Annotated in this window: 17 protein-coding genes; 8 read left to right on the top strand and 9 right to left on the bottom strand. The window is 67.1% G+C overall.

What is annotated here, in order from left to right:
* The first annotated feature begins 126 nt into the window (after nt 1-126).
* Entirely contained in the window at nt 127-525 is a 399-nt protein-coding gene (locus ACFQ9R_RS29985; RefSeq protein ID WP_378995339.1) for a DUF4189 domain-containing protein, read from the top strand.
* 54 nt (nt 526-579) lie between these two features.
* On the opposite strand, the gene ACFQ9R_RS29980 is transcribed toward ACFQ9R_RS29985, so the two are convergent.
* The 3 genes from ACFQ9R_RS29980 to ACFQ9R_RS29970 are packed head-to-tail and all read right to left on the bottom strand — an operon-like array spanning nt 580 to nt 3124.
* The gene (locus ACFQ9R_RS29980) at nt 580-1242 is read right to left on the bottom strand and encodes a methionine ABC transporter permease (RefSeq protein WP_378995337.1); all 663 of its coding nucleotides are present in this window, start codon (nt 1240-1242) and stop codon (nt 580-582) included.
* Entirely contained in the window at nt 1242-2255 is a 1014-nt protein-coding gene (locus ACFQ9R_RS29975) for a methionine ABC transporter ATP-binding protein (protein WP_378995335.1), read from the bottom strand. Before ACFQ9R_RS29975 ends, ACFQ9R_RS29980 begins: the two co-directional genes overlap by 1 nt.
* Nucleotides 2252-3124 carry a MetQ/NlpA family ABC transporter substrate-binding protein gene (locus tag ACFQ9R_RS29970; protein ID WP_378995332.1) on the bottom strand — a complete coding sequence of 291 codons (873 nt, stop codon included), beginning with the start codon at nt 3122-3124 and terminating at the stop codon, nt 2252-2254. The genes ACFQ9R_RS29975 and ACFQ9R_RS29970 overlap by 4 nt, the downstream gene beginning before the upstream one ends.
* Before the next feature lie 140 nt (nt 3125-3264).
* On the opposite strand from ACFQ9R_RS29970, the gene ACFQ9R_RS29965 reads away from it, so the two are divergent.
* On the top strand, nt 3265-4122 hold the full coding sequence (locus ACFQ9R_RS29965; protein ID WP_378995330.1) for a MetQ/NlpA family ABC transporter substrate-binding protein: 858 nt from the start codon (nt 3265-3267) through the stop codon (nt 4120-4122).
* Between the two features lie 183 nt (nt 4123-4305).
* Here ACFQ9R_RS29965 and ACFQ9R_RS29960 read toward each other — a convergent pair whose 3' ends face one another.
* On the bottom strand, nt 4306-4842 hold the full coding sequence (locus ACFQ9R_RS29960; protein WP_378627132.1) for a GNAT family N-acetyltransferase: 537 nt from the start codon (nt 4840-4842) through the stop codon (nt 4306-4308).
* A 15-nt stretch (nt 4843-4857) separates the two neighbouring features.
* On the bottom strand, nt 4858-5760 hold the full coding sequence (locus ACFQ9R_RS29955) for a Ku protein (RefSeq protein WP_378995327.1): 903 nt from the start codon (nt 5758-5760) through the stop codon (nt 4858-4860).
* A gap of 109 nt (nt 5761-5869) precedes the next feature.
* Here ACFQ9R_RS29955 and ACFQ9R_RS29950 point away from each other — a divergent pair, with 109 nt between their 5' ends.
* Both ACFQ9R_RS29950 and ACFQ9R_RS29945 read left to right on the top strand, forming a co-directional pair.
* The gene (locus tag ACFQ9R_RS29950) at nt 5870-6937 is read left to right on the top strand and encodes a lycopene cyclase family protein (RefSeq protein ID WP_378995325.1); all 1068 of its coding nucleotides are present in this window, start codon (nt 5870-5872) and stop codon (nt 6935-6937) included.
* A gap of 207 nt (nt 6938-7144) precedes the next feature.
* On the top strand, nt 7145-9532 hold the full coding sequence (locus ACFQ9R_RS29945) for an MMPL family transporter (protein ID WP_378995323.1): 2388 nt from the start codon (nt 7145-7147) through the stop codon (nt 9530-9532).
* A 65-nt stretch (nt 9533-9597) separates the two neighbouring features.
* Here ACFQ9R_RS29945 and ACFQ9R_RS29940 read toward each other — a convergent pair whose 3' ends face one another.
* Nucleotides 9598-10362, bottom strand: a complete 765-nt coding sequence (locus ACFQ9R_RS29940; protein WP_378995320.1) for an SDR family oxidoreductase — start codon at nt 10360-10362, stop codon at nt 9598-9600.
* A 123-nt stretch (nt 10363-10485) separates the two neighbouring features.
* Here ACFQ9R_RS29940 and ACFQ9R_RS29935 point away from each other — a divergent pair, with 123 nt between their 5' ends.
* Nucleotides 10486-12117: an ABC-F family ATP-binding cassette domain-containing protein gene (locus tag ACFQ9R_RS29935; protein ID WP_266290317.1), complete on the top strand. Its 1632-nt coding sequence runs from the start codon at nt 10486-10488 to the stop codon at nt 12115-12117.
* 126 nt (nt 12118-12243) lie between these two features.
* A complete protein-coding gene (locus tag ACFQ9R_RS29930; RefSeq protein ID WP_378995318.1) occupies nt 12244-12516 on the top strand; it encodes a helix-turn-helix domain-containing protein in 273 nt (90 codons plus the stop codon).
* Nucleotides 12517-12540: 24 nt separating this feature from the next.
* On the opposite strand, the gene ACFQ9R_RS29925 is transcribed toward ACFQ9R_RS29930, so the two are convergent.
* The 3 genes from ACFQ9R_RS29925 to ACFQ9R_RS29915 all read right to left on the bottom strand — a co-directional run bounded on the left by ACFQ9R_RS29925 (nt 12541) and on the right by ACFQ9R_RS29915 (nt 14644).
* Complete coding sequence (locus ACFQ9R_RS29925) at nt 12541-13500, bottom strand: hypothetical protein (RefSeq protein ID WP_378995316.1); 960 nt, start codon at nt 13498-13500, stop codon at nt 12541-12543.
* A gap of 15 nt (nt 13501-13515) precedes the next feature.
* A complete protein-coding gene (locus ACFQ9R_RS29920; RefSeq protein WP_378995314.1) occupies nt 13516-13935 on the bottom strand; it encodes a hypothetical protein in 420 nt (139 codons plus the stop codon).
* A 289-nt stretch (nt 13936-14224) separates the two neighbouring features.
* A complete protein-coding gene (locus ACFQ9R_RS29915; protein ID WP_378995312.1) occupies nt 14225-14644 on the bottom strand; it encodes an acyl-CoA thioesterase in 420 nt (139 codons plus the stop codon).
* A gap of 461 nt (nt 14645-15105) precedes the next feature.
* Between ACFQ9R_RS29915 and ACFQ9R_RS29910 the strand changes: the two genes are divergently transcribed.
* Nucleotides 15106-16992, top strand: coding sequence for a thiamine pyrophosphate-binding protein (locus tag ACFQ9R_RS29910; protein WP_378995310.1), 1887 nt, complete (start codon nt 15106-15108; stop codon nt 16990-16992).
* A 144-nt stretch (nt 16993-17136) separates the two neighbouring features.
* Nucleotides 17137-17958, top strand: a complete 822-nt coding sequence (locus tag ACFQ9R_RS29905) for an alpha/beta hydrolase (RefSeq protein WP_378995308.1) — start codon at nt 17137-17139, stop codon at nt 17956-17958.
* Nucleotides 17959-18029 lie beyond the last annotated feature (71 nt).

The raw sequence follows: 18029 nt of genomic DNA, 5'->3' as shown, positions 1-18029 counted from the left end.
GCGCGCTGTGTTGAAAGCCCCCGCGGGGGGGTGGGGGCCAAATCGCCCGTGGGGGGGCCGGGGCTGCCGGGGGGGGGGGCGTCCCCGGGGGTCACCCCCGGGCCCGCGGCCGCGGGGGAGAGTGGTGTGGCGATCGCCGAGGCTCCGGGGTACACGGCGGTATCGCGCGACGGTGGATTCGAGACCGCGTCGGGTGACCTGTACGGGGCGCTGGCGTTGTCGTCGGGTCGCGCCGTGGTGGCCTCGGCGGTGAACTACGGCAGCTGGGCTGCGGCGAGCCAGGCCGCGCTCGATGAGTGCGGCGTGCGCGACTGCCAGGTCGTCGTCGAATTCCGCAATGCGTGCGGCGCGGTGGCCCAAGGCGCGGACTACCGCTTCGGCTGGTCGTGGGATCACTCCCTGGACGCCGCCGAGCGCTCCGCGGTGGACGTGCTCGGTATCAGTGCGGCCCCGTTCCCGGATCCGGGTTCGGCATCGCCGCGTGCGGCGAGTGTCATCCTGTCCGCGTGCACGGCGAACGTGTAGCGAAACGCGAAGCAGCAGGGGCACGGACCGAATAGGTTCGTGCCCCTGCTGGATTCAGCGGCGCAGTACTTTCCTGGCCAGCCAATTGCCGAAGAACTGCACTCCCTGTACACCGGCGATGATGATCAGCACCGCCACGATGGTGACCTGCCACTGGAATTGCTGATACCCGTAGACAATGGCGAAATCGCCGAGCCCGCCACCGCCGACGGTGCCCGCCATCGCGGAGATATCGACGATCGAGATCACCACGAAGGTGTAGCCGAGAATCAACGGCCCCAACGCTTCCGGAACGATCAGCGTGAGAATGATCCGCAGCGGTCCCGCACCGACCGCACGCGCGGCCTCGATCACACCCGGGTCGACCGTCACCAGGTTCTGTTCCACGATCCGCGCGATCCCGAACGAGGCCGCGACGATCATCACGAACAACGCCGCCTCGGAGCCGATCGTGGTGCCCACCACCTCCAGCGTGACCGGGCCGAGCGCGGCCAGCAGGATGATGAACGGAATAGGGCGCACCACATTGACGATCACATTCAGCACGAAGTAGATCGGCCCGTTCGCCAGCAGGCCACCCCTGCGGGTCGTGTACAGCGCGGTCCCGAGTACCAGCCCGATCAGCCCCGCGACGACGAACGTCACGCCGACCAGATAGACGGTGGTCCCGATCGCCTCGAACAGCGTGGGCCGCAGCTTCTCCCAGTTCGTCTCCATCAGCCCGCCTTCCGTTCCAGGTCGGCGACAACGCGATCCAGCGCGGCATCGGGCCCGTGCAGCGCCAGGGTGACACTGCCGAATGTCTTGTCCTGCAACGTGCTCACCCCGCCGTAGACGATCTCGAAGCGCACGTCGGCGGCGGTAGCGGCGGCCAGTGCCGCCCCCAGACCGCTGTGGTCGTCGATGTCGACGGTGACCAACCGGCCCCCGTGGAGCTCGCGCAACCGATCCAGCTCGGACGCGTCGGGCCGGTTGTGCAGCACGGTCGCCACGAACGACCGTGTCGGCGCGGCCTGCGGCGCGGCGAAAACATCGAAGGTGGAGGCCAATTCGACGATCCGGCCCTCGGCGAGCACCGCGACCCGGTCGGCGACCGCGCGGATCACATCCATCTCGTGGGTGATCACCACGATGGTCACCCCGAGTTCGGCATTGATCTTCTTCAGCAAGCGCAGCACCTCGCCCGTGGTCTCCGGGTCCAGCGCGGAGGTGGCCTCGTCGGCGAGCAACAGCGAGGGCGAGGTCGCCAATGCCCTGGCGATCCCGACCCGCTGCTTCTGCCCGCCCGAGAGCTGATCGGGGTAGGCGCGCGCCTTGTCGGTGAGCCCGACGAAGTCGAGCAGTTCGGCCACGCGGGCCTTGCGTTCGGCCCGTTTCCAGCCCGCGACCTTCAGTGGGTACTCGATATTGCCCGCAGCGGTGCGGGAGCGGAACAGGTTGAACTGCTGGAACACCATGCCGATATCGCGACGCAGCCTGCGCACCGCCGACTCCGGCACCCCGGTGATCGGGGTGCCGGAAATCGTGACGGTGCCCGAAGTCGGCTTGTCGAGCGCGTTGATCAGCCGGACCAGCGTGGACTTGCCCGCTCCGGAGTATCCGATGACGCCGAAGATCTCACCCGGTTCGATCCGCAGGTCGATACCGTCCAGTGCGGTGTGCCGAGCGTCGCCGCTGCCGAAAATCTTCGTGACGGAACGGAATTCGACGGCGGCGGGGCCGGCACTCACTTGGCCGTGCGGATGCCCTGCTGCACCCGGTCCAGGATCTGCTCGAGCTCGGCGCCGGGACGGTTCACCGCGACCGCGGTGCCCTTGGTGGTTTCGGCGTGCGCGGTGGCCACGGCCGGGTCCTTCCAGATCTCGACCAGCTTCAGATACGTCGGATTCGTCTTGTCCTCGGCGCGGCTGACGATCACATTGATGTACGGCTCGGCGGCCGGATTCTTCGGATCATCCTTGTACAGCGCCGATTTCGGGTCGACGCCCGACCGGTCGAGGAAGGTGTTGTTGATCACCGAGCCGTCGACCGAGGGCAGCGACAACGCGGTCTGGGCGGCATCGACGGGAGTCACCCGCACCTTGGACGCGGCCTTGTCGATGTCGGCGGGCGTCGGCTGGACCGAGGTACCGGTGATCTTCAGCAAGCCGGCGGCCTGGAGCACGAATAGTGCACGCGCCTGGTTGGTCGGATCGTTGGGGATCGCGATCTCACCACCGGCCGGGATATCGGCGAGAGCCTTGTGCTTCTTCGAGTAAAGGCCCAGCGGGACAATATACGTCGAGCCGATCGGGGTGAGCGTGTCCGAGCTCGCCACGTTGTATTGGCCGAGGAACTGCAGATGCTGGAACAGATTGAGGTCGATCTGTTTCTGCGACAGCGCCGTATTCGGCTGCTTGTAATCGGAGAAGTTGGTGACCTTCAGCGTGATGCCCTGCTCCTTGGCCTTCTGTTCGAAGACCTCGAAAGCCTTGTCCTTGTCGGTGGTGCCGATCCGCACAACCGTGCCCGACACGTCGTCATCGGAACCGCACGCGGTCAGGGTGAGGGCCGCGGTTGCTATCAGCACTGGGATCGCCAGTGTCCGACGGAATTTCACTTGTACTCCCGAATTGCTAGCAGAAGATGAACTCGGCCATCCAAGCTGTCGGCCCTACCCGCCGACAACGGTTTGACTTGCCATGAGCGAAATCCTCGCAAACACTGGGACGCCCGTCTAGCTTGCGGACAATGCGAATCATGCGCCGTCTGCTGGCGATTCCGGTCCTGGTCGCGCTGGCAACGGGGGCGGTGAGCTGTGGGCAAGACCACCCGGACGGCGTGGTGCGGATCGGTGTGAACGACATCGCACAACCGCACTGGGAGGTGTACAAACGTAAGGCGGCCGAGCAGGGCATCACCGTCGAGTACGTGAACTTCACCGACTACAAGCAGCCCAATCCGGCGCTGGCGCAGAAACAGGTCGACCTCAACAAATTCCAGCACGTGCGGTACCTGGCCAACTACAACGTGGCCAGCAACGACACGATCGTGCCGATCGGCGCGACCGAGATCTTCCCGCTCACCCTGTACTCCACGAAGCACACCTCGGTCGCCGAGATCCCGCGGGGTGGGCAGATCACGCTCAGCAACAATCCGGCGCAGCAGGTCCGCCCCCTGCTCGGGCTGTCGGCGGCGGGGTTGATTGTGCTGAAGGGTGGCGCGAGTTGGGACTCCACGATCGACGACGTCGACACCGGCGCTTCGAAGGTGCGGCTCACCACGATCGATCCGACGCTCACCGCGCAGTCGCTGGACAGCGTCGACGCGGCGTTCGTCGACGACACGTTCGCCGGGCCCGCCGGCCTGACCCAGCAGCAGGTCGTCTACACCGACGACCCGGAACGTCCGGAGTTGAAGCAGTACATCAACGTCTTCGCCGCGCGGGCGGCCGACAAGGACAACCCCACCTACCTGAAACTCGCGCAGCTCTACCATGATCCGGAGGTGGTGGCTGCGGTCCAGGCGGAGACGGGCTACGCGGGAATCTTCAAGACCAACGACGCCGCCGATCTGCAAGCCACGCTGCGCGAGCTGGAAACGAAGTTCCGCAAGTAGTCGCGAACACCCCCGGCACGGTGGTCTCCAGGTGCAGGGGTGCGGATCACGGTGCACGCGGGCGACCACATATCGGCCACCACAGTCAGCTCGGCGCCGTCGTGCTCGTCTCGCGGCGTAGGAGCCACCCGCCGAGAACAGGCCCGACCAGGGTTGATGCGCTCGAGGCGCTCCGGCAGCGGGTCAGCGCAGCGGGTGCTCGACCGACAGTCTGCCGCGGCGGACGAGATCACGTTTGGTGATCGGCGGCAGGGCGGCATCGTCGTCGGGGGCAGCGGGGTTGGGCCGCACCAGCAGGGTGACGGTCGCGGCGGGCACGAATCCGCTGCTGGTCATCAGCGCGGCCGAGGCGCTGTTGCGGTCCTCGACATCGGTGACGATATGGCGGGCGCCGCGGGCGAACAACGCCTCCGAGCACACGTTCACCAGCCGCCGCGCGATCCCGTGGCCCTGCATATCGGGGGCTACCGCGATCCATTCCAGATACGCCCAGTCGTCGCGATGCTCGAACTCCATCGACCCGAGGACGAACCCGACCACCCGGTCGGAATCCAGGGCCACCCAGCAGGCGTTGTCGGGGCTGTCGAGGTGCTCGGCGACGGCCGTGAGCGACCACGACGTGTACGGCTTGATGGTGGTGTCGAAAACCTGATGGCCGAGGTCGAGGACTTGACGCAGGTGTCCCAAACCCATCGGCACGACAGCGATGGCGGTGTCCATAGCCGCCAGTGTGCCCTACGCGCCTTTGCGGGCCGCGGTCTTGGACGCGGTGGATTTGCTCGCGGCGGCTTTGCGCGGTGCGGCTTTCTTGGCGGCCTTTTTCGCGGGTTTCTTCTCCGGGGCGGCTTCGCGGCGCCCGCTGGTCTCGAGACTGCGTTGCAGCGCGGCGACCAGATCCACGACTTCGGCATCCGCCTGTTCGGCGGGCGCTGTCTCGGCGGCGGGCTCGACCTTGCCGGTGCCGCTGGCGATCGCCTCGTCGAGCAGCTTCTGCAATTCGATCTGGTATTCGTCGGTGTATTCGGACGGGTCGAAATCTCCTGACATCGACTCGACGAGAGTTTCGGCCATCTTCAGTTCTTGCGGGCGCGGGGCGGGTGCGTCGTCGAGCGACGGGAATTCGACCGCCCGCACTTCGTCGGGCCACAGCAGCGTCTGCAGGACCAGCACACCGTCACGCACGCGCAAGGCGGCCAGCCGGGTCTTCTGGCGCAGTGTGAAATGGACCAGCGCGGTCTTGTCGATGCGTTCGAGGGTCGCCGCCAGCAACTGATAGGCCTTCGGCGTCGTGGAATCCGGTTCGAGGTAATAGCTCTTGTCGAACAGCACCGGGTCGATCTGATCGGACGGCACGAATTCCAGCACGGGAATCTCGTGTTTCTCCGCCGCGGGCAGTTTCGAGAAATCGGCGTCGGTCAGTACCACCTGCTCACCGTCCGGCGAGGTATAGGCCTTGTCGATATCGGAGTACTGCACAGATTTGCCACACACCTGACAGACCCGGTCATATTTGATCCGGCCCCCGTCCGTGGCGTGGACCTGGTGGAACCGAATGTCATGGTCCTCGGTCGCGGTATAGACCTTGACCGGGACATTGACCAGCCCGAAAGCGATCGAGCCCTTCCAGATCGATCTCATCCACCCATCATGGTCGAAATGTCGCGCCGGGGCGAGCAAGCGATCTCCAATAGGTGCCCGCCTGTGATCCGGCGGTGCTTGAAATCGTTGCGTCTGATCCAATTGCCGAGTGGGTGTCGAGGTGATCGTGTGCGGGATCGGGCCGGCGGGACGGGCCGTTGCCCATCGTGCGCTGGCGGCCGGGCGCGACGTCACTGTGATCGACCCACGCCCGGATCGGGTATGGACGCCGACCTATGCGGCGTGGGTCGATGAATTGCCCGGGTGGCTCGATGCCGGCGTGGTCGCGGCGGCGATCGACGAGCCGACGGCGTGGGCGGTGCGCGAGCATCGGATCGATCGCACCTATCAGGTGTTCGATACGGCGGCGCTGCAGTCGTCGTTGACGCTGCACGGCGCGACCGTGATCGCGGACCGCGCTGTGGAGGTGAACACACGCTCGGTGCGGACGGCGGGTGGGCTGACCCGTACCGGGCAGGTGGTCGACGCGCGGGGGCTGGCCCGGTCGCCGCGTCGCGCCGAGCAGACCGCCTATGGGGTGGTCGTGGACCGTACGGGACTCGAGCCGACACTGTTCATGGACTGGCGGGCCGACAACGGGGCCGATCCCGACGAGCCACCGTCGTTTCTGTACGCGATACCGCTGAGCCCCGACACCGTGCTGTTCGAGGAGACCTGCCTCGCCGGGCGACCCGCGCTCGCGCCGGACGTGTTGCGACGCCGACTCGAACATCGGTTGCGGGTGCGGGGGATCGCGCTCACCGGGGCCGAACCCGTTGAACGGGTGCGATTTCCGGTCCAGGGCGGCATGCCGGGGCGCGGCAGATTCGGTGCGGCCGGTGGGTTGACCCACCCCGCGACCGGATACAGCGTCGCCGCCGCTCTCGCCGCCGCCGACACCGTTGTCGCGGGTGGCGCGGTGTGGACGCCCAGCGCGCGGGCCGTGGCGGCCTTGCGCCGCGCCGGATTGCGCGCGGTGCTGGCTCTGCCGCCGCGCGAGGTCCCGGTCTTCTTCGAGACGTTCTTCGGTTTGCCCGCGCACCTGCAACGTTGCTATCTGTCCGGCCTCGATGACCTCGGTGGCACTCTCGCCGCGATGGGCGCGCTGTTCGCCGATCTTCCGCCGAATCTGCGCCGCACTGTCGTGACCTCGGTCGTCGGCGCGGCTCGTCGGTAGCCGACGCCGAGACCCGTCGCCGACCGGACGAACAAGGGTGTGCCAGAGGCCCGGCGGTGCCGCCACGAAGTTGCTACGATCGCCACGCGAACGCGCCGACCCGCCAACAGGATCGGGCCGACGAGGCGGGACGGCCGGAACTACTCCGAGCCCCCGCACGTCGATATGCGCCTCGCGCGATGGTGTGACGAGTTAGGGGACAATCCGGTGTTCGAATTCACCAGGCGACGCAGTCGCTGGGTGCTCGGCGTTTTCGCGGTGCTCGCAGTGGTGCTCGGTGCACTGGGCGCGACGCTGTTCGAGCGGGTGGAGGGCGGCGGATACACCGACTCCGGGAGCGAATCCAGTCGCGCGCTGGAGGTGTTGGGCGCCGAGTTCGGGCAGGCGCCGCCGAACCTGCTGCTGCTGGTGGAAACCGAGTCCTCGGTCGAGGACCCCGAATCCACCGCGGCGGCAACGGCATTGGTCGCCAACCTGCAGGAACGGGCCGGTGTCACCGAGGTGATGTCGTACTGGACCTCCCACCAGCCCGCGCTGCGCAGTGTCGACGGCAAGCAGGGCCTGATCGTCGCCAGCGTGCTCGGCAGCGAACGCGAGATCGACCAACGCGTCACCGCCATCTCCGAAGAGTTGACGGGCAAACAAGGATCGTTGCAGGTCAGGGCAGGCGGATTCGCCATGCTCATGCACGAGACGGTGCAGCAGAGCAAGACCGATATCGCCAAGGGCGAGGCCATCGCGTTCCCGCTCACCCTGATCGCGCTGCTGTTCGTCTTCGGCGGCCTGGTCGCCGCGAGCCTGCCGCTGCTCGTCGCGATCGGCACCGTGCTCACCACCATGGGCGCGCTGTGGTTGCTCACCCTGTTCACGCCGCTGGCCGTCACCGCGACCAATGTGGCGACGCTGCTCGGCCTCGGTCTGGCCATCGACTACAGCCTGCTGATCGTCAGCCGCTACCGCGACGAACTGGCCGAGGGCCGCACACCGGCGGGCGCGGTGGCCACCACCCTGCGCACCGCGGGCCGCACCGTCGCGTTCTCCGCGCTCACCGTCGCGGTGGCGCTGGCCGGGTTGCTGTTCTTCCCGCTGCTGGCGATCCGGTCGATGGGCTACGCGGGCATCGTCGTCGCGGCACTGGCCGCGCTGGTGTCGCTCACCGCGCTGCCCGCCGCGTTGCTGCTGATCGGTACCCGCATCGACAAAGGGCAGCTCGGCTGGTGGTTCCTGCGCGCGCCGCGTCCCGCCCCGGGTGAAGGCGCCTGGCACAAACTGGCCACGGCCGTGATGCGCAAGCCGATCTCGATCGGACTCGCCGTCACCGCGCTGCTGCTCCTGCTCGGTGCGCCGTTCCTCGGCGTGAAACTCGGATTCCCGGACGAACGCACACTGCCGGAATCGATGAACTCCCGTCAGGTCACCGAGATCGTGGCGCGCGACTTCGGCGAGAGCGACCAGCACACCCTCGTCGCCGTGCTGCCCGACAGCGCCTACAGCGCGGCGGGACTCGACACCATCGCGCGTGACATGTCCGACCTGGACAACGTCCGCCGCGTCGACACCGCCACCGGCAGCTATGCCCAGGGTGGGTTGCTCCTCGAACCCACCGCGGCCAACGCGCGGTTCCGGGTCGAGAAGGCCGTCTACCTGTCGATCGTGCCGACCACCGGTGACAGCGACGCCCTGGCGCACCTGGTCGAGCAGGTGCGCGCGGTGCGGACACCGAGCGAGTTGCTGGTCGGTGGCGTGGCCGCCGCCAATACCGACTCGGTCGCCGCGATCGAGAACGCACTGCCGTGGGCGCTCGGCTTCGTGGTGATCATGATGCTGATCGTGCTGTTCGCGCTCACCGGCAGCGTGGTGCTGCCGGTGCTGGCGGTGATCCTCAGCGCGCTGAGTTTGACCGCGACCTTCGGTGCGCTGGTGTGGATCTTCCAGGACGGCCATCTGTCCGGGGTGCTCGGTTTCACCGTCACCGGAGACCTGTCGGCAACCGTCCCGGTGATGCTGTTCGCCGCCGCCTTCGGGCTCGCGATGGACTACCAGGTGTTCCTGCTGTCGCGGATCCGGGAGGAGTACGACCGGACCGGCAAGAACGAGACCGCGGTCGCGCTCGGCCTGGAACGGGTCGGACGTATCGTCACCGCCGCGGCGATTCTCATCTCCCTGGTGTTCCTCGGCTTCCTCGCCTCCGACATCACCTTCATGAAGTCCTTCGGCATCGGCCTGCCGCTGGCCGTGATCGTCGACGCCACCCTCGTGCGCGGGTTCCTGCTGCCCGCCGCGATGAAGGTGCTGGGCGACGCGAACTGGTACGCACCGGAATTCCTGCGTCGACTCCACGATCGGTGGGGCCTGGACGAGGGCGGCTCGGCTCGGTCGAAACGTGAAGTGGTGGTGCGTGATCCGCTCGCCGCCCGGTCGGAGGAGGTCGTCGTCGTGGATCCACTCGCGCGGGCGGAGGCGGCGCGGGCGCAGGCGGCCCGAGCTGAGGCCGAGCGTGCCGACCCGGCGCGGGCCGAGGACGGTACGCGGGAGAACGCGCGGGCGCAGGAGAGCATTTCGGTCTCGACGGGCAGTCGCGAGACCTCGGACTGACAAGACATCGCAGGGGCGGGCCCGCCGAACCGCCGCCCGCCCCTGCGAGTTTCAAGGTGGTGGGTTCAGATGCCGCCGGTGGACAGGAACCCGCCGTCGACCCGCACACAGTCACCGGTGATCCACGCTGCCTCGTCGGACACCAGGAATGCGATCAGCCGGGCCACGTCCTCGGGCTCGCCGAGTCGCTTCAGCGGATACACGCTCGCGGCCCGCTCCTCGTCGTCGGAGTACAGCGCATCGGCGAACTTGGTCTTGACCACGCCCGGCGCCACCGCGTTGACGCGGATCTTCGGGCCCAGCTGCCAGGCCAGCTCCTCGGTGAGCCGGATCAGCGCCGCCTTCGACGCGCCGTAGGCCGAGATCACCCCCGACGACCGGATGCCCGCGACGCTGGCCACGTTCACCACCGCACCACCGTGCTCGGCCATCCACGCGCGGTAGGCCTGCTGCACATAGCCCAGCGACGCCACCACGTTCACATCGAAGATCTTGCTGACGCCACCCAGATCGGCGTCCATCAGCGGACCGTAGACGGGGTTGATGCCGGTGTTGTTGATCAGGATGTCGAGCGAGCCGTACTCGGTGACGGCTCTGGCCACGGCTTCCGCGCGTGCGTCGGCATCGCCCGCGTTGCCGGCGAGATAGCTCACCTGACCCTGGTGGCCCAGCGCGCGCAGCTCGGTGGCCGCGGCCTCCAGTGGTTCGGGTTTACGCGCGGTGATCAGCACGTTCGCGCCCCGGCGCATCAGTTCGGCCGCAGTCGCGAGGCCGATGCCGCGACTGGCTCCGGTGACGAGGGCGGTCCGGCCAAGGAGATCGGTAGTCATGGCACGAGAGTAACCACGCTCACATCGGGCAGCGCCGGGTTCGGCTTCCGGAAGCGTCGACGGTAAAATAAGTGGTTCTTGCCGATATGCCCTTCCCGTTTGTCTTACTCTGAGGAGAACTCTGTGATCACGGCGACCGACCTGGAGGTCCGGGCCGGAGTCCGTACCCTGCTCTCGGCTCCTGGGCCGGCGCTGCGGGTGCAGTCCGGCGACCGGATCGGACTGGTCGGTCGCAACGGTGCGGGTAAGACCACCACCCTGCGCATCCTCGCGGGCGAGGGCGAGCCGTACGCCGGAAAGATCACGCGCTCCACCGACATCGGCTATCTGCCGCAGGACCCGAAGGAAGGCGATCTCGATGTGATCGCCAAAGACCGGGTGCTCTCGGCGCGCGGGCTCGACGTGCTGCTGCGCGACATGGAGAAGGCCCAGGTCGAGATGGCCGAGGTGGCCGACGATGCCGCTCGCGACAAGGCGATTCGCCGGTACGGGCGCCTCGAGGACCAGTTCTCCTCGCTCGGCGGCTACGTCGCCGAGAGCGAGGCGGCCCGCATCTGCAACAGCCTCGGCCTGCCCGACCGCGTCCTCGATCAGCAGCTGCGCACCCTGTCCGGTGGTCAGCGCCGCCGCATCGAGCTGGCCCGCATCCTGTTCTCCGCCTCCGACGGCTCGGGCGGGCGCTCCGACCGCATCCTGCTGCTCGACGAACCGACCAACCACCTCGACGCCGACTCCATCACCTGGCTGCGCGGGTTCCTGCAGAACCACGACGGCGGCCTGATCGTGATCAGCCACGACGTGGAACTGCTCGGCGACGTGGTCAACAAGGTGTGGTTCCTCGACGCCGTGCGCGGTGAGCCCGACGTCTACAACATGGGCTGGAAGAAGTACCTCGACGCCCGTGCCACCGACGAGCAGCGCCGCGTCCGCGAGCGCGCCAACGCCGAGAAGAAGGCGGGCGCGCTGCGTCAGCAAGCTGCCAAGCTCGGCGCGAAGGCCACCAAAGCCGCTGCGGCACACCAGATGGTGCGTCGCGCCGAACGCTTGATCAACGAGCTCGACGACGTGCGCGTGAGCGACAAGGTCGCCCGCATCCGGTTCCCCGAGCCCGCGGCCTGCAGCAAGACGCCGCTGATGGTGAAGGACCTGACCAAGCTCTACGGTTCCCTGGAAATCTTCACCGGCGTGAACTTCGCCGTCGACAAGGGCAGCCGCGTGGTGGTGCTCGGGCTCAACGGCGCCGGTAAGACGACCATGCTGAAACTGCTCGCCGGTGTCGAGACGCCGACCGCGGGCGGCGTCGAGCAGGGCCGTGGGCTCAAGGTCGGCTACTTCGCCCAGGAGCACGACACCCTCGACGATCAGGCCTCGGTGTGGGAGAACATCCGCCACGCCTCTCCGGACGCGGGGGAGCAGGAGCTGCGCAGCCTGCTCGGTGCGTTCATGTTCACCGGTCCACAGCTCGACCAGCCGGCGGGCACGCTGTCCGGCGGCGAGAAGACGCGTCTGGCCCTGGCCGGGCTGGTGTCCTCGGCGGCGAACGTGCTGCTGCTCGACGAGCCGACCAACAACCTCGACCCGGTCTCGCGCGAGCAGGTCCTCGAGGCGCTGCGCACCTACGCGGGTGCCGTGGTGCTGGTGACGCACGACCCGGGCGCGGCCGAGGCGCTCAACCCGGAGCGGGTCATCCTGCTGCCCGACGGCACCGAGGACCACTGGTCCGCGGAGTACGCGGAGCTGATCGACCTCGCCTGATCCGTGGTGAAAGGCTGTGTCGTGGCGGAACTCGCCGGGATCGCGTGAGTTTGATCACTGTTTTCGTTGATCACCGAGTGCGGAGTGTCTAGCCTGGAAGAAGTGCTCGGCGACTCGGAGGAAGCCATGAGCGACAGTGCCAGACAGGCCGCTAGGTCGGCCAAGGGTAAATCGACGATCGGCAAGTCAGCCCTGGGTAAGGGCACCCGGGTGACGGGCAAGTCCCGCGACCGGCTGCAGACCCAGCTGAAGAAGCAGTACGAGGCGGGCGCGTCCATTCGCACCCTGGCCAGGTCCACCGGCCGCTCGTACGGCTTCATCCACAATGTGCTGGTCGAGTCACATGTAGAACTGCGTGGGCGCGGCGGCGCCAATCGGCGCAAGAATCCGGCCGACTGAATCGCGCGCCACGCGACGGTGTCGCTACCAGCCTGCGACGGCTCCGTCGCCACGGACCAGCAGATTGGCCAGGCTGGCGAACAGTGGCAGCCCGGTCTTGATCTCGAGGTAGGCGAACTGTCCCTGCGGGTTCACCTCGAGGAAGTAGTACTCGCCGTCGCTGCCGAGGCGCAGATCGACCACGCCGAAGCTGAGTCCGAGCGCGCCCATCAGGGTCGCGAGGGACTTGCTGACCGCCGCCGGTAGCCGATCCGGTGCGAACGCGACCGAGGTGTCGAGCCGGGAATCGATGCGCCCGACTCCCGCCTGGGAGTCGATGCGCACACTCCACTCGACGCCGTCGACCCAGACGACCCGAAGATCGCAGCTGGCCTCCACGTAATCCTGGAACGTGGTCGGCGTCGACCGGATCGACTCGAGCTTGTTCAGCTCGGGCCTGGTGATGATCCTGGTCTCCGAGAATTCGCCACGGCCCGTGCCGGTGCGCTTGTACACCACTGGCCCGCACCGGGATTCGACGAAACTGCGCGCCTCGTCCGGGTCGTTGGTGACCAGCGTTTCCGGGATCGTGAAACCCGCCCGCTGCGCGGTTTCGAGCTGGACGATCTTGCGGCTCGCGGTGCGTTCGGCGGCCGGATCGTTGACCCAGTACGCCGGGATCGACCACAGCATGCCCTGCAGGAATCCGTCACACTCGGCCTGGCGGAACGCGTCGTCGGCCGCGCGCACGCCGGTGGGCACCCGGCACGGGTGCGGCCTGCGCCACCACACCGCGCGGACGTCGTCGAGCCCGTGGACATGGGACATCGCGCGGTTGGTGCCCGCTTTGTCGAGCCGGAAACTCCCTGTCTCAGTGGGGAAGTCGCGCAGGTCGAGCCGGATCGGATCGAGCCCGTGGTGGTCTCGCAGGGTCGACGCCAGCGCGTCGGCGTGCAGGTCGTCGGCTTCGGAGACGATGAGCACGGCGTCGGTAGCGCCTTCCATCACTTGCGCGCCGTTTCAGTCGAGGCTGTCGCAGTTGATGCCGTCGCGGAAGGTGAAGGTCGCCCCGGTGACACCACCTCGTTCGGCGATGCGCAATTTCGTCGCCCAGCTGCGGGTGGCGCGGGCCAGCTGCTCGTCGCCCAGCGCCTCCGACGGTTCCGGTGCGAGGGTGATCGGCCGGTCGACCAGATCGACGCGCATCCGTCGGGTGAAGTCGGCGGTGGCGCCGGGACGGATATCGACCCGTACCTGACGTTCACCCGCGCCCACGCGGTCTTCGGTGAGTCGCACGACGTCGTTGCGGTCGAATGTCCAGGTTCCACCGTCGACGCGCACCGAGATGTCGCGCTCGGACTCGGCCACCAGCAATCCGCGCAAGGCGGGGCCCCGATCTCGGGACGACGCGGTAGCGGGGAGGTGGATGGCGTCGGTCATGGGCACTCACTCCGATCTTTCTCGTCTGCTCGCGATTTGCCAGAACCCCAAAAGGTGCTTCGGATCATAACGTGAACAGGTGGTCCGCCGAGCCGGTTCGCGAGATTTGCGGAGTGCCGGGCAAACCGCCGAGCGGCGCGTGATCGCCTTGCCGGGAAAGAATTTCGGACAACTCGGATGTTGCAAGCGTGTTCTCACCGGCAATCCGGCAGCAAACGCAGATGACAACGGCGCGGCGGGCGTCCCCCGGGTCCGTGCTGGAGGGTGCCTGCCGCGCCGTGTGTGGTCGTTAGAGGCCGAGCAGTTCGGGATTCTCGGCGAGCTCGCGGAAATGTTCGGCCGGGTTCGCGACGAGCCGGCGGGCTGTCAGATCCATCGCGCCCGCCACCACGGTGATCTCCGCGGCGACGGTTCCGTCGAGCTTGATGATCTGGTGGTGGAAGCGGAAGACCTTCTCGCCTTCCTTCCAGTCGAACACGCAAGTCACGGTGACCTCGTCGCCACCGCGCAGTTCGCGCTTGTACTTGATGGTCGACTCGAGCACCACCGCACCGACGCCGCTGGCGATGAACTTGTCCTGCGGGATGCCCGCCGCGCGCAGCAGCTCCCACCGGGCGTGCTCGCCGTACTGGTGATAGACGGCGTGATTGAGATGGCCCTGGGTGTCGAGCTCGTAGCCGCGGACGAGGACCGGTACGGAGAACGTCATACGGTGTATAACCGGCGGCTCGCGCGTGCTTGTTCCCGGTGTGTGTGCAATCTCGGACACATTCCGAGCGGTCCGGTATGGCTGCCGTGGCCTTACGCCCATCGCGATCGTCGCCGCGCCGACCGGAAAATTCACGACGCGCGTGGGCTCTACCAGGTTGTTCGATCGGATTCGCGCTTGCCATTGACGGCGCCCGCGCGCTGGGTCATCATTGAGCCAGCGGGCATTCGCGTGCTCAAAATGGTTGTGAGACAACGAAGTTCCGGCCAGGTTGGGCTTTCTACGGCGCTTACGCCGGTGACCCCCGCTTCTCGGCCCCTCGCAGCGCACTCTCGACGACCCCATCAGCCCGGCCTTTCGGTCAGGGCTTTTTTGCTGCCCGAACAGGGCGAAATGGGCATCGCCAGGCTGCGACCGGCACCGAGAACATCTCCCGATCTCGACCGTATGACAGGACTGCAATGAGTTCACCCAAACTAGGGCGCGATGTCATCTTCGACTACATTCGCGACGCCGGCATCGAGTACATCTTCGGTGTTCCCGGCACCCAGGAAATCCCGCTGATCGACGCCACCACCATTCCGGAGAACGGTGTCGAGTACATCCCGACCCTGCACGAGAACATCGCGATGGGCGCCGCGATGGGTTATGCCCGCGCGTCGGGCAAGCCCGGCGTCGCACTGGTCCACATCACCCCTGGCGCCGCCAATATCGTCGGAAACCTTTTCGACGCGTACACCTCGAATATTCCGGTCCTCGTCCTGTGCGGCCAGCAGCACAGCGATCTGCTGATCCAGGAGCCGCTGCTGGGATCGGATCTGGTCCGAACCGCGGGCCAGTACACGAAGTGGGCACACGAGATCCGCAGCGCGGACGAGATTCCGCTCGTCATGCAGCGTGCGTTCAAAGAATTGTTCACGCCGCCGTTCCGGCCCGTGTTCGTCTCGGTGCCGTGGGATTTCCTGATCGAGCAGCCGACCTTGCAGGAACCGGCCCGCTCCACTCGGATCGCGCACGCGGTGACCGGCGACGAGGCCGGGATCGCTGCGGCCGTCGAGACTCTCGCCAACGCGAACAATCCGGTGCTGCTGGTCGGCGACGGCGTCGGCGAGGCCGGCGCGTGGCCGGAGATCGAAGGTCTCGCGAACCTGCTCGGCGCGGCCGTGTACTCGGAGTTCCAGGCGAGCCGGATGAACTATCCGAACGACCTGCCGCACTGGCAGGGTGAACTGGCACCCATCCAAGACGGCATCCACATGCAGTTGCGGGGCTACGACACCATCTTCCTGATCGGGGTGAACTCGCACGCCCAGATCTCGATCTTCCGGTGGGACAAGGGCCCGATCCTGCCCGCGGACCTGGTTCAGGTGGCGCTGCACAATGATTCGTGGCAGATCGGCAAGAACTACTTCACCGAGGTCGGTGTCCTCGGTGACATCAAGAAGACGCTGCCACCGATCATTTCCGGTATCGCCGCGAGCCCGCACTTCGACCTCGCGTCGGCGCAAGCGCGCAATGCGAACATTCTGCGGCTCGGTGCGCAACGCGACGCCGCGTTCTCGGCCGACGCCGATCAATTCCAGTTGCTCGATTCGGCGGCGGTAGCCGAACTCGAGACCGTCGACTCGGTGGTTTCGGAAGAATCGAAGACCGCTGTCGTCGACGCCCCTGTGCCGATTCCCGGCCAGCAGGTGGCGTTCGCGCTGGCGGAAGTGCAGAAGACGCTCGATCGGCCGATCACCGTACTCAACGAAGCGTTCTCGATCGCCAGCAGCTTGCAGAAGGTGGTTCAGTACGATTCGCCGGACGCCTATTTCTGCACCTCGGGTGGTTCGCTGGGATTCTCGTTGCCCGCGTCGATCGGATTCTCCCTCGCCGTGCGGGAGGAGCGCTACATCGTCAATGTCATCGGCGACGGTTCGGCGCTGTTCCACACCAATTCCTGGTGGACCAGTGCCAAATTCGATCTGCCGGTGCTGTACATCGTCGTCAACGACGCGCAGTATTCGTCGCTGGTGATCGGGCTCGGGCTGATCGAACGCGTCTACGGCTGGCGGCCGACCAATCCGGCGACCTATCTGAGCCTGGGCGAACCCGAGCAGGATTTCGTCGACATCGCCAAGACCTTCGGCATCGACGGAAAGGTGGTCGACGACGGCCGCAAGCTGCAGCGCGCGATCGAACGCGGATTCCGGGCCGTCGCGGACGGCAAGCCCTATGTCCTCGATATTCGCACCACCCCTGCCCTGCCCCCGGCGCTGCCGCCCGCGGTGGATGTCCTGCTGGCCGAAAGGTCGAGTGCCGACGCGGAATACGTAGAGAAGCTGCGCGATATCGGCCCTCCGTGATCCCCGGGGTCAGCTGATTGTGCTGCCGAGTGGACGGCGACCGTGACATTTGCCATCGGTCGCCGTCCACATCGGTATCTACCTGCCGTCGGAGCGGACTGCGATTCTCAGTCGAGAGACCGACGCCTACGAGAATGGAACGCTATGCACAAGCTTGTCCGGCTCCGAAATGTCATGACAGTGCTGGCCGCGACCGCGGTGTTGGCGACTGCCGCGTGCGGCAGCGACACCGAATCGGCCGACGCGCCGGCGCCCACTACGACCGCCGCTGCCGCCGTGGCGAAGCCGACCATCGTGCTGGTGCACGGCTCGTTCTCCGACAGTTCCAGCTGGGACACGGTCGCGGGCAAACTACGGGCGCAGGGCTACCAGGTGGTCCAGCCGGAGAATCCGTTGCGTGGACCGAGTTCGGACGCGGCCGCCGTCACCTCGGCGATCGCGAATGTCACCGGGCCGGTCGTGCTGGTCGGGCATTCCTACGGCGGTGCCGTGATCAGCAATATGCACCGTCCGGAGGTCAAGTCCGCGGTGTTCATCGCGGGCTTCGCTCCGGCGAAAGGCGAACCGGTACAGGCGCTCTCGGATCCCGCGAAGTACCCGGGCAGCAAGATCGGTCCGGCGTTGCAGATCAAGCCCACCGACACCGGAGCCGAGGTCACGCTGAAACCCGAACAGTTCGGTGAGGTCTTCGCTCAGGACGTCAGCGCCGATGTCGCGGCGCAGCTCGCCGCGCGTCAGCGGCCTACCTCCGCGGCCGCGCAGGCCGAGCCGAGTGGGGACCCGTCGTGGGCGTCGACTCCGTCGTGGTACCTGATCTCGACCGAGGATCAGATCCTGCCGCCCGCGGCGCAGCGCTTCCAGGCCGATCGCGCGAAAGCTCAGGTCAGTGAAGTGAAGTCCTCGCACGCGTCGCCGGTGTCACATCCGGACGAGGTGGTCGCGACCATCACCGCGGCCGCCCGCTGAACCAGCGAGGCGCCGAAACCCGACGGCACTGTGCCGTCGGGTTTTCCGGCGTCCCGGCCAGGTGCTGTCGC

It is taken from the genome of Nocardia sp. NPDC056541 (genome assembly GCF_042794235.1).
GTDB lineage: Bacteria > Actinomycetota > Actinomycetes > Mycobacteriales > Mycobacteriaceae > Nocardia.
Note: the sequence above shows the minus strand (reverse complement) of the source record. Positions and strands in the feature narration are given on the sequence as shown.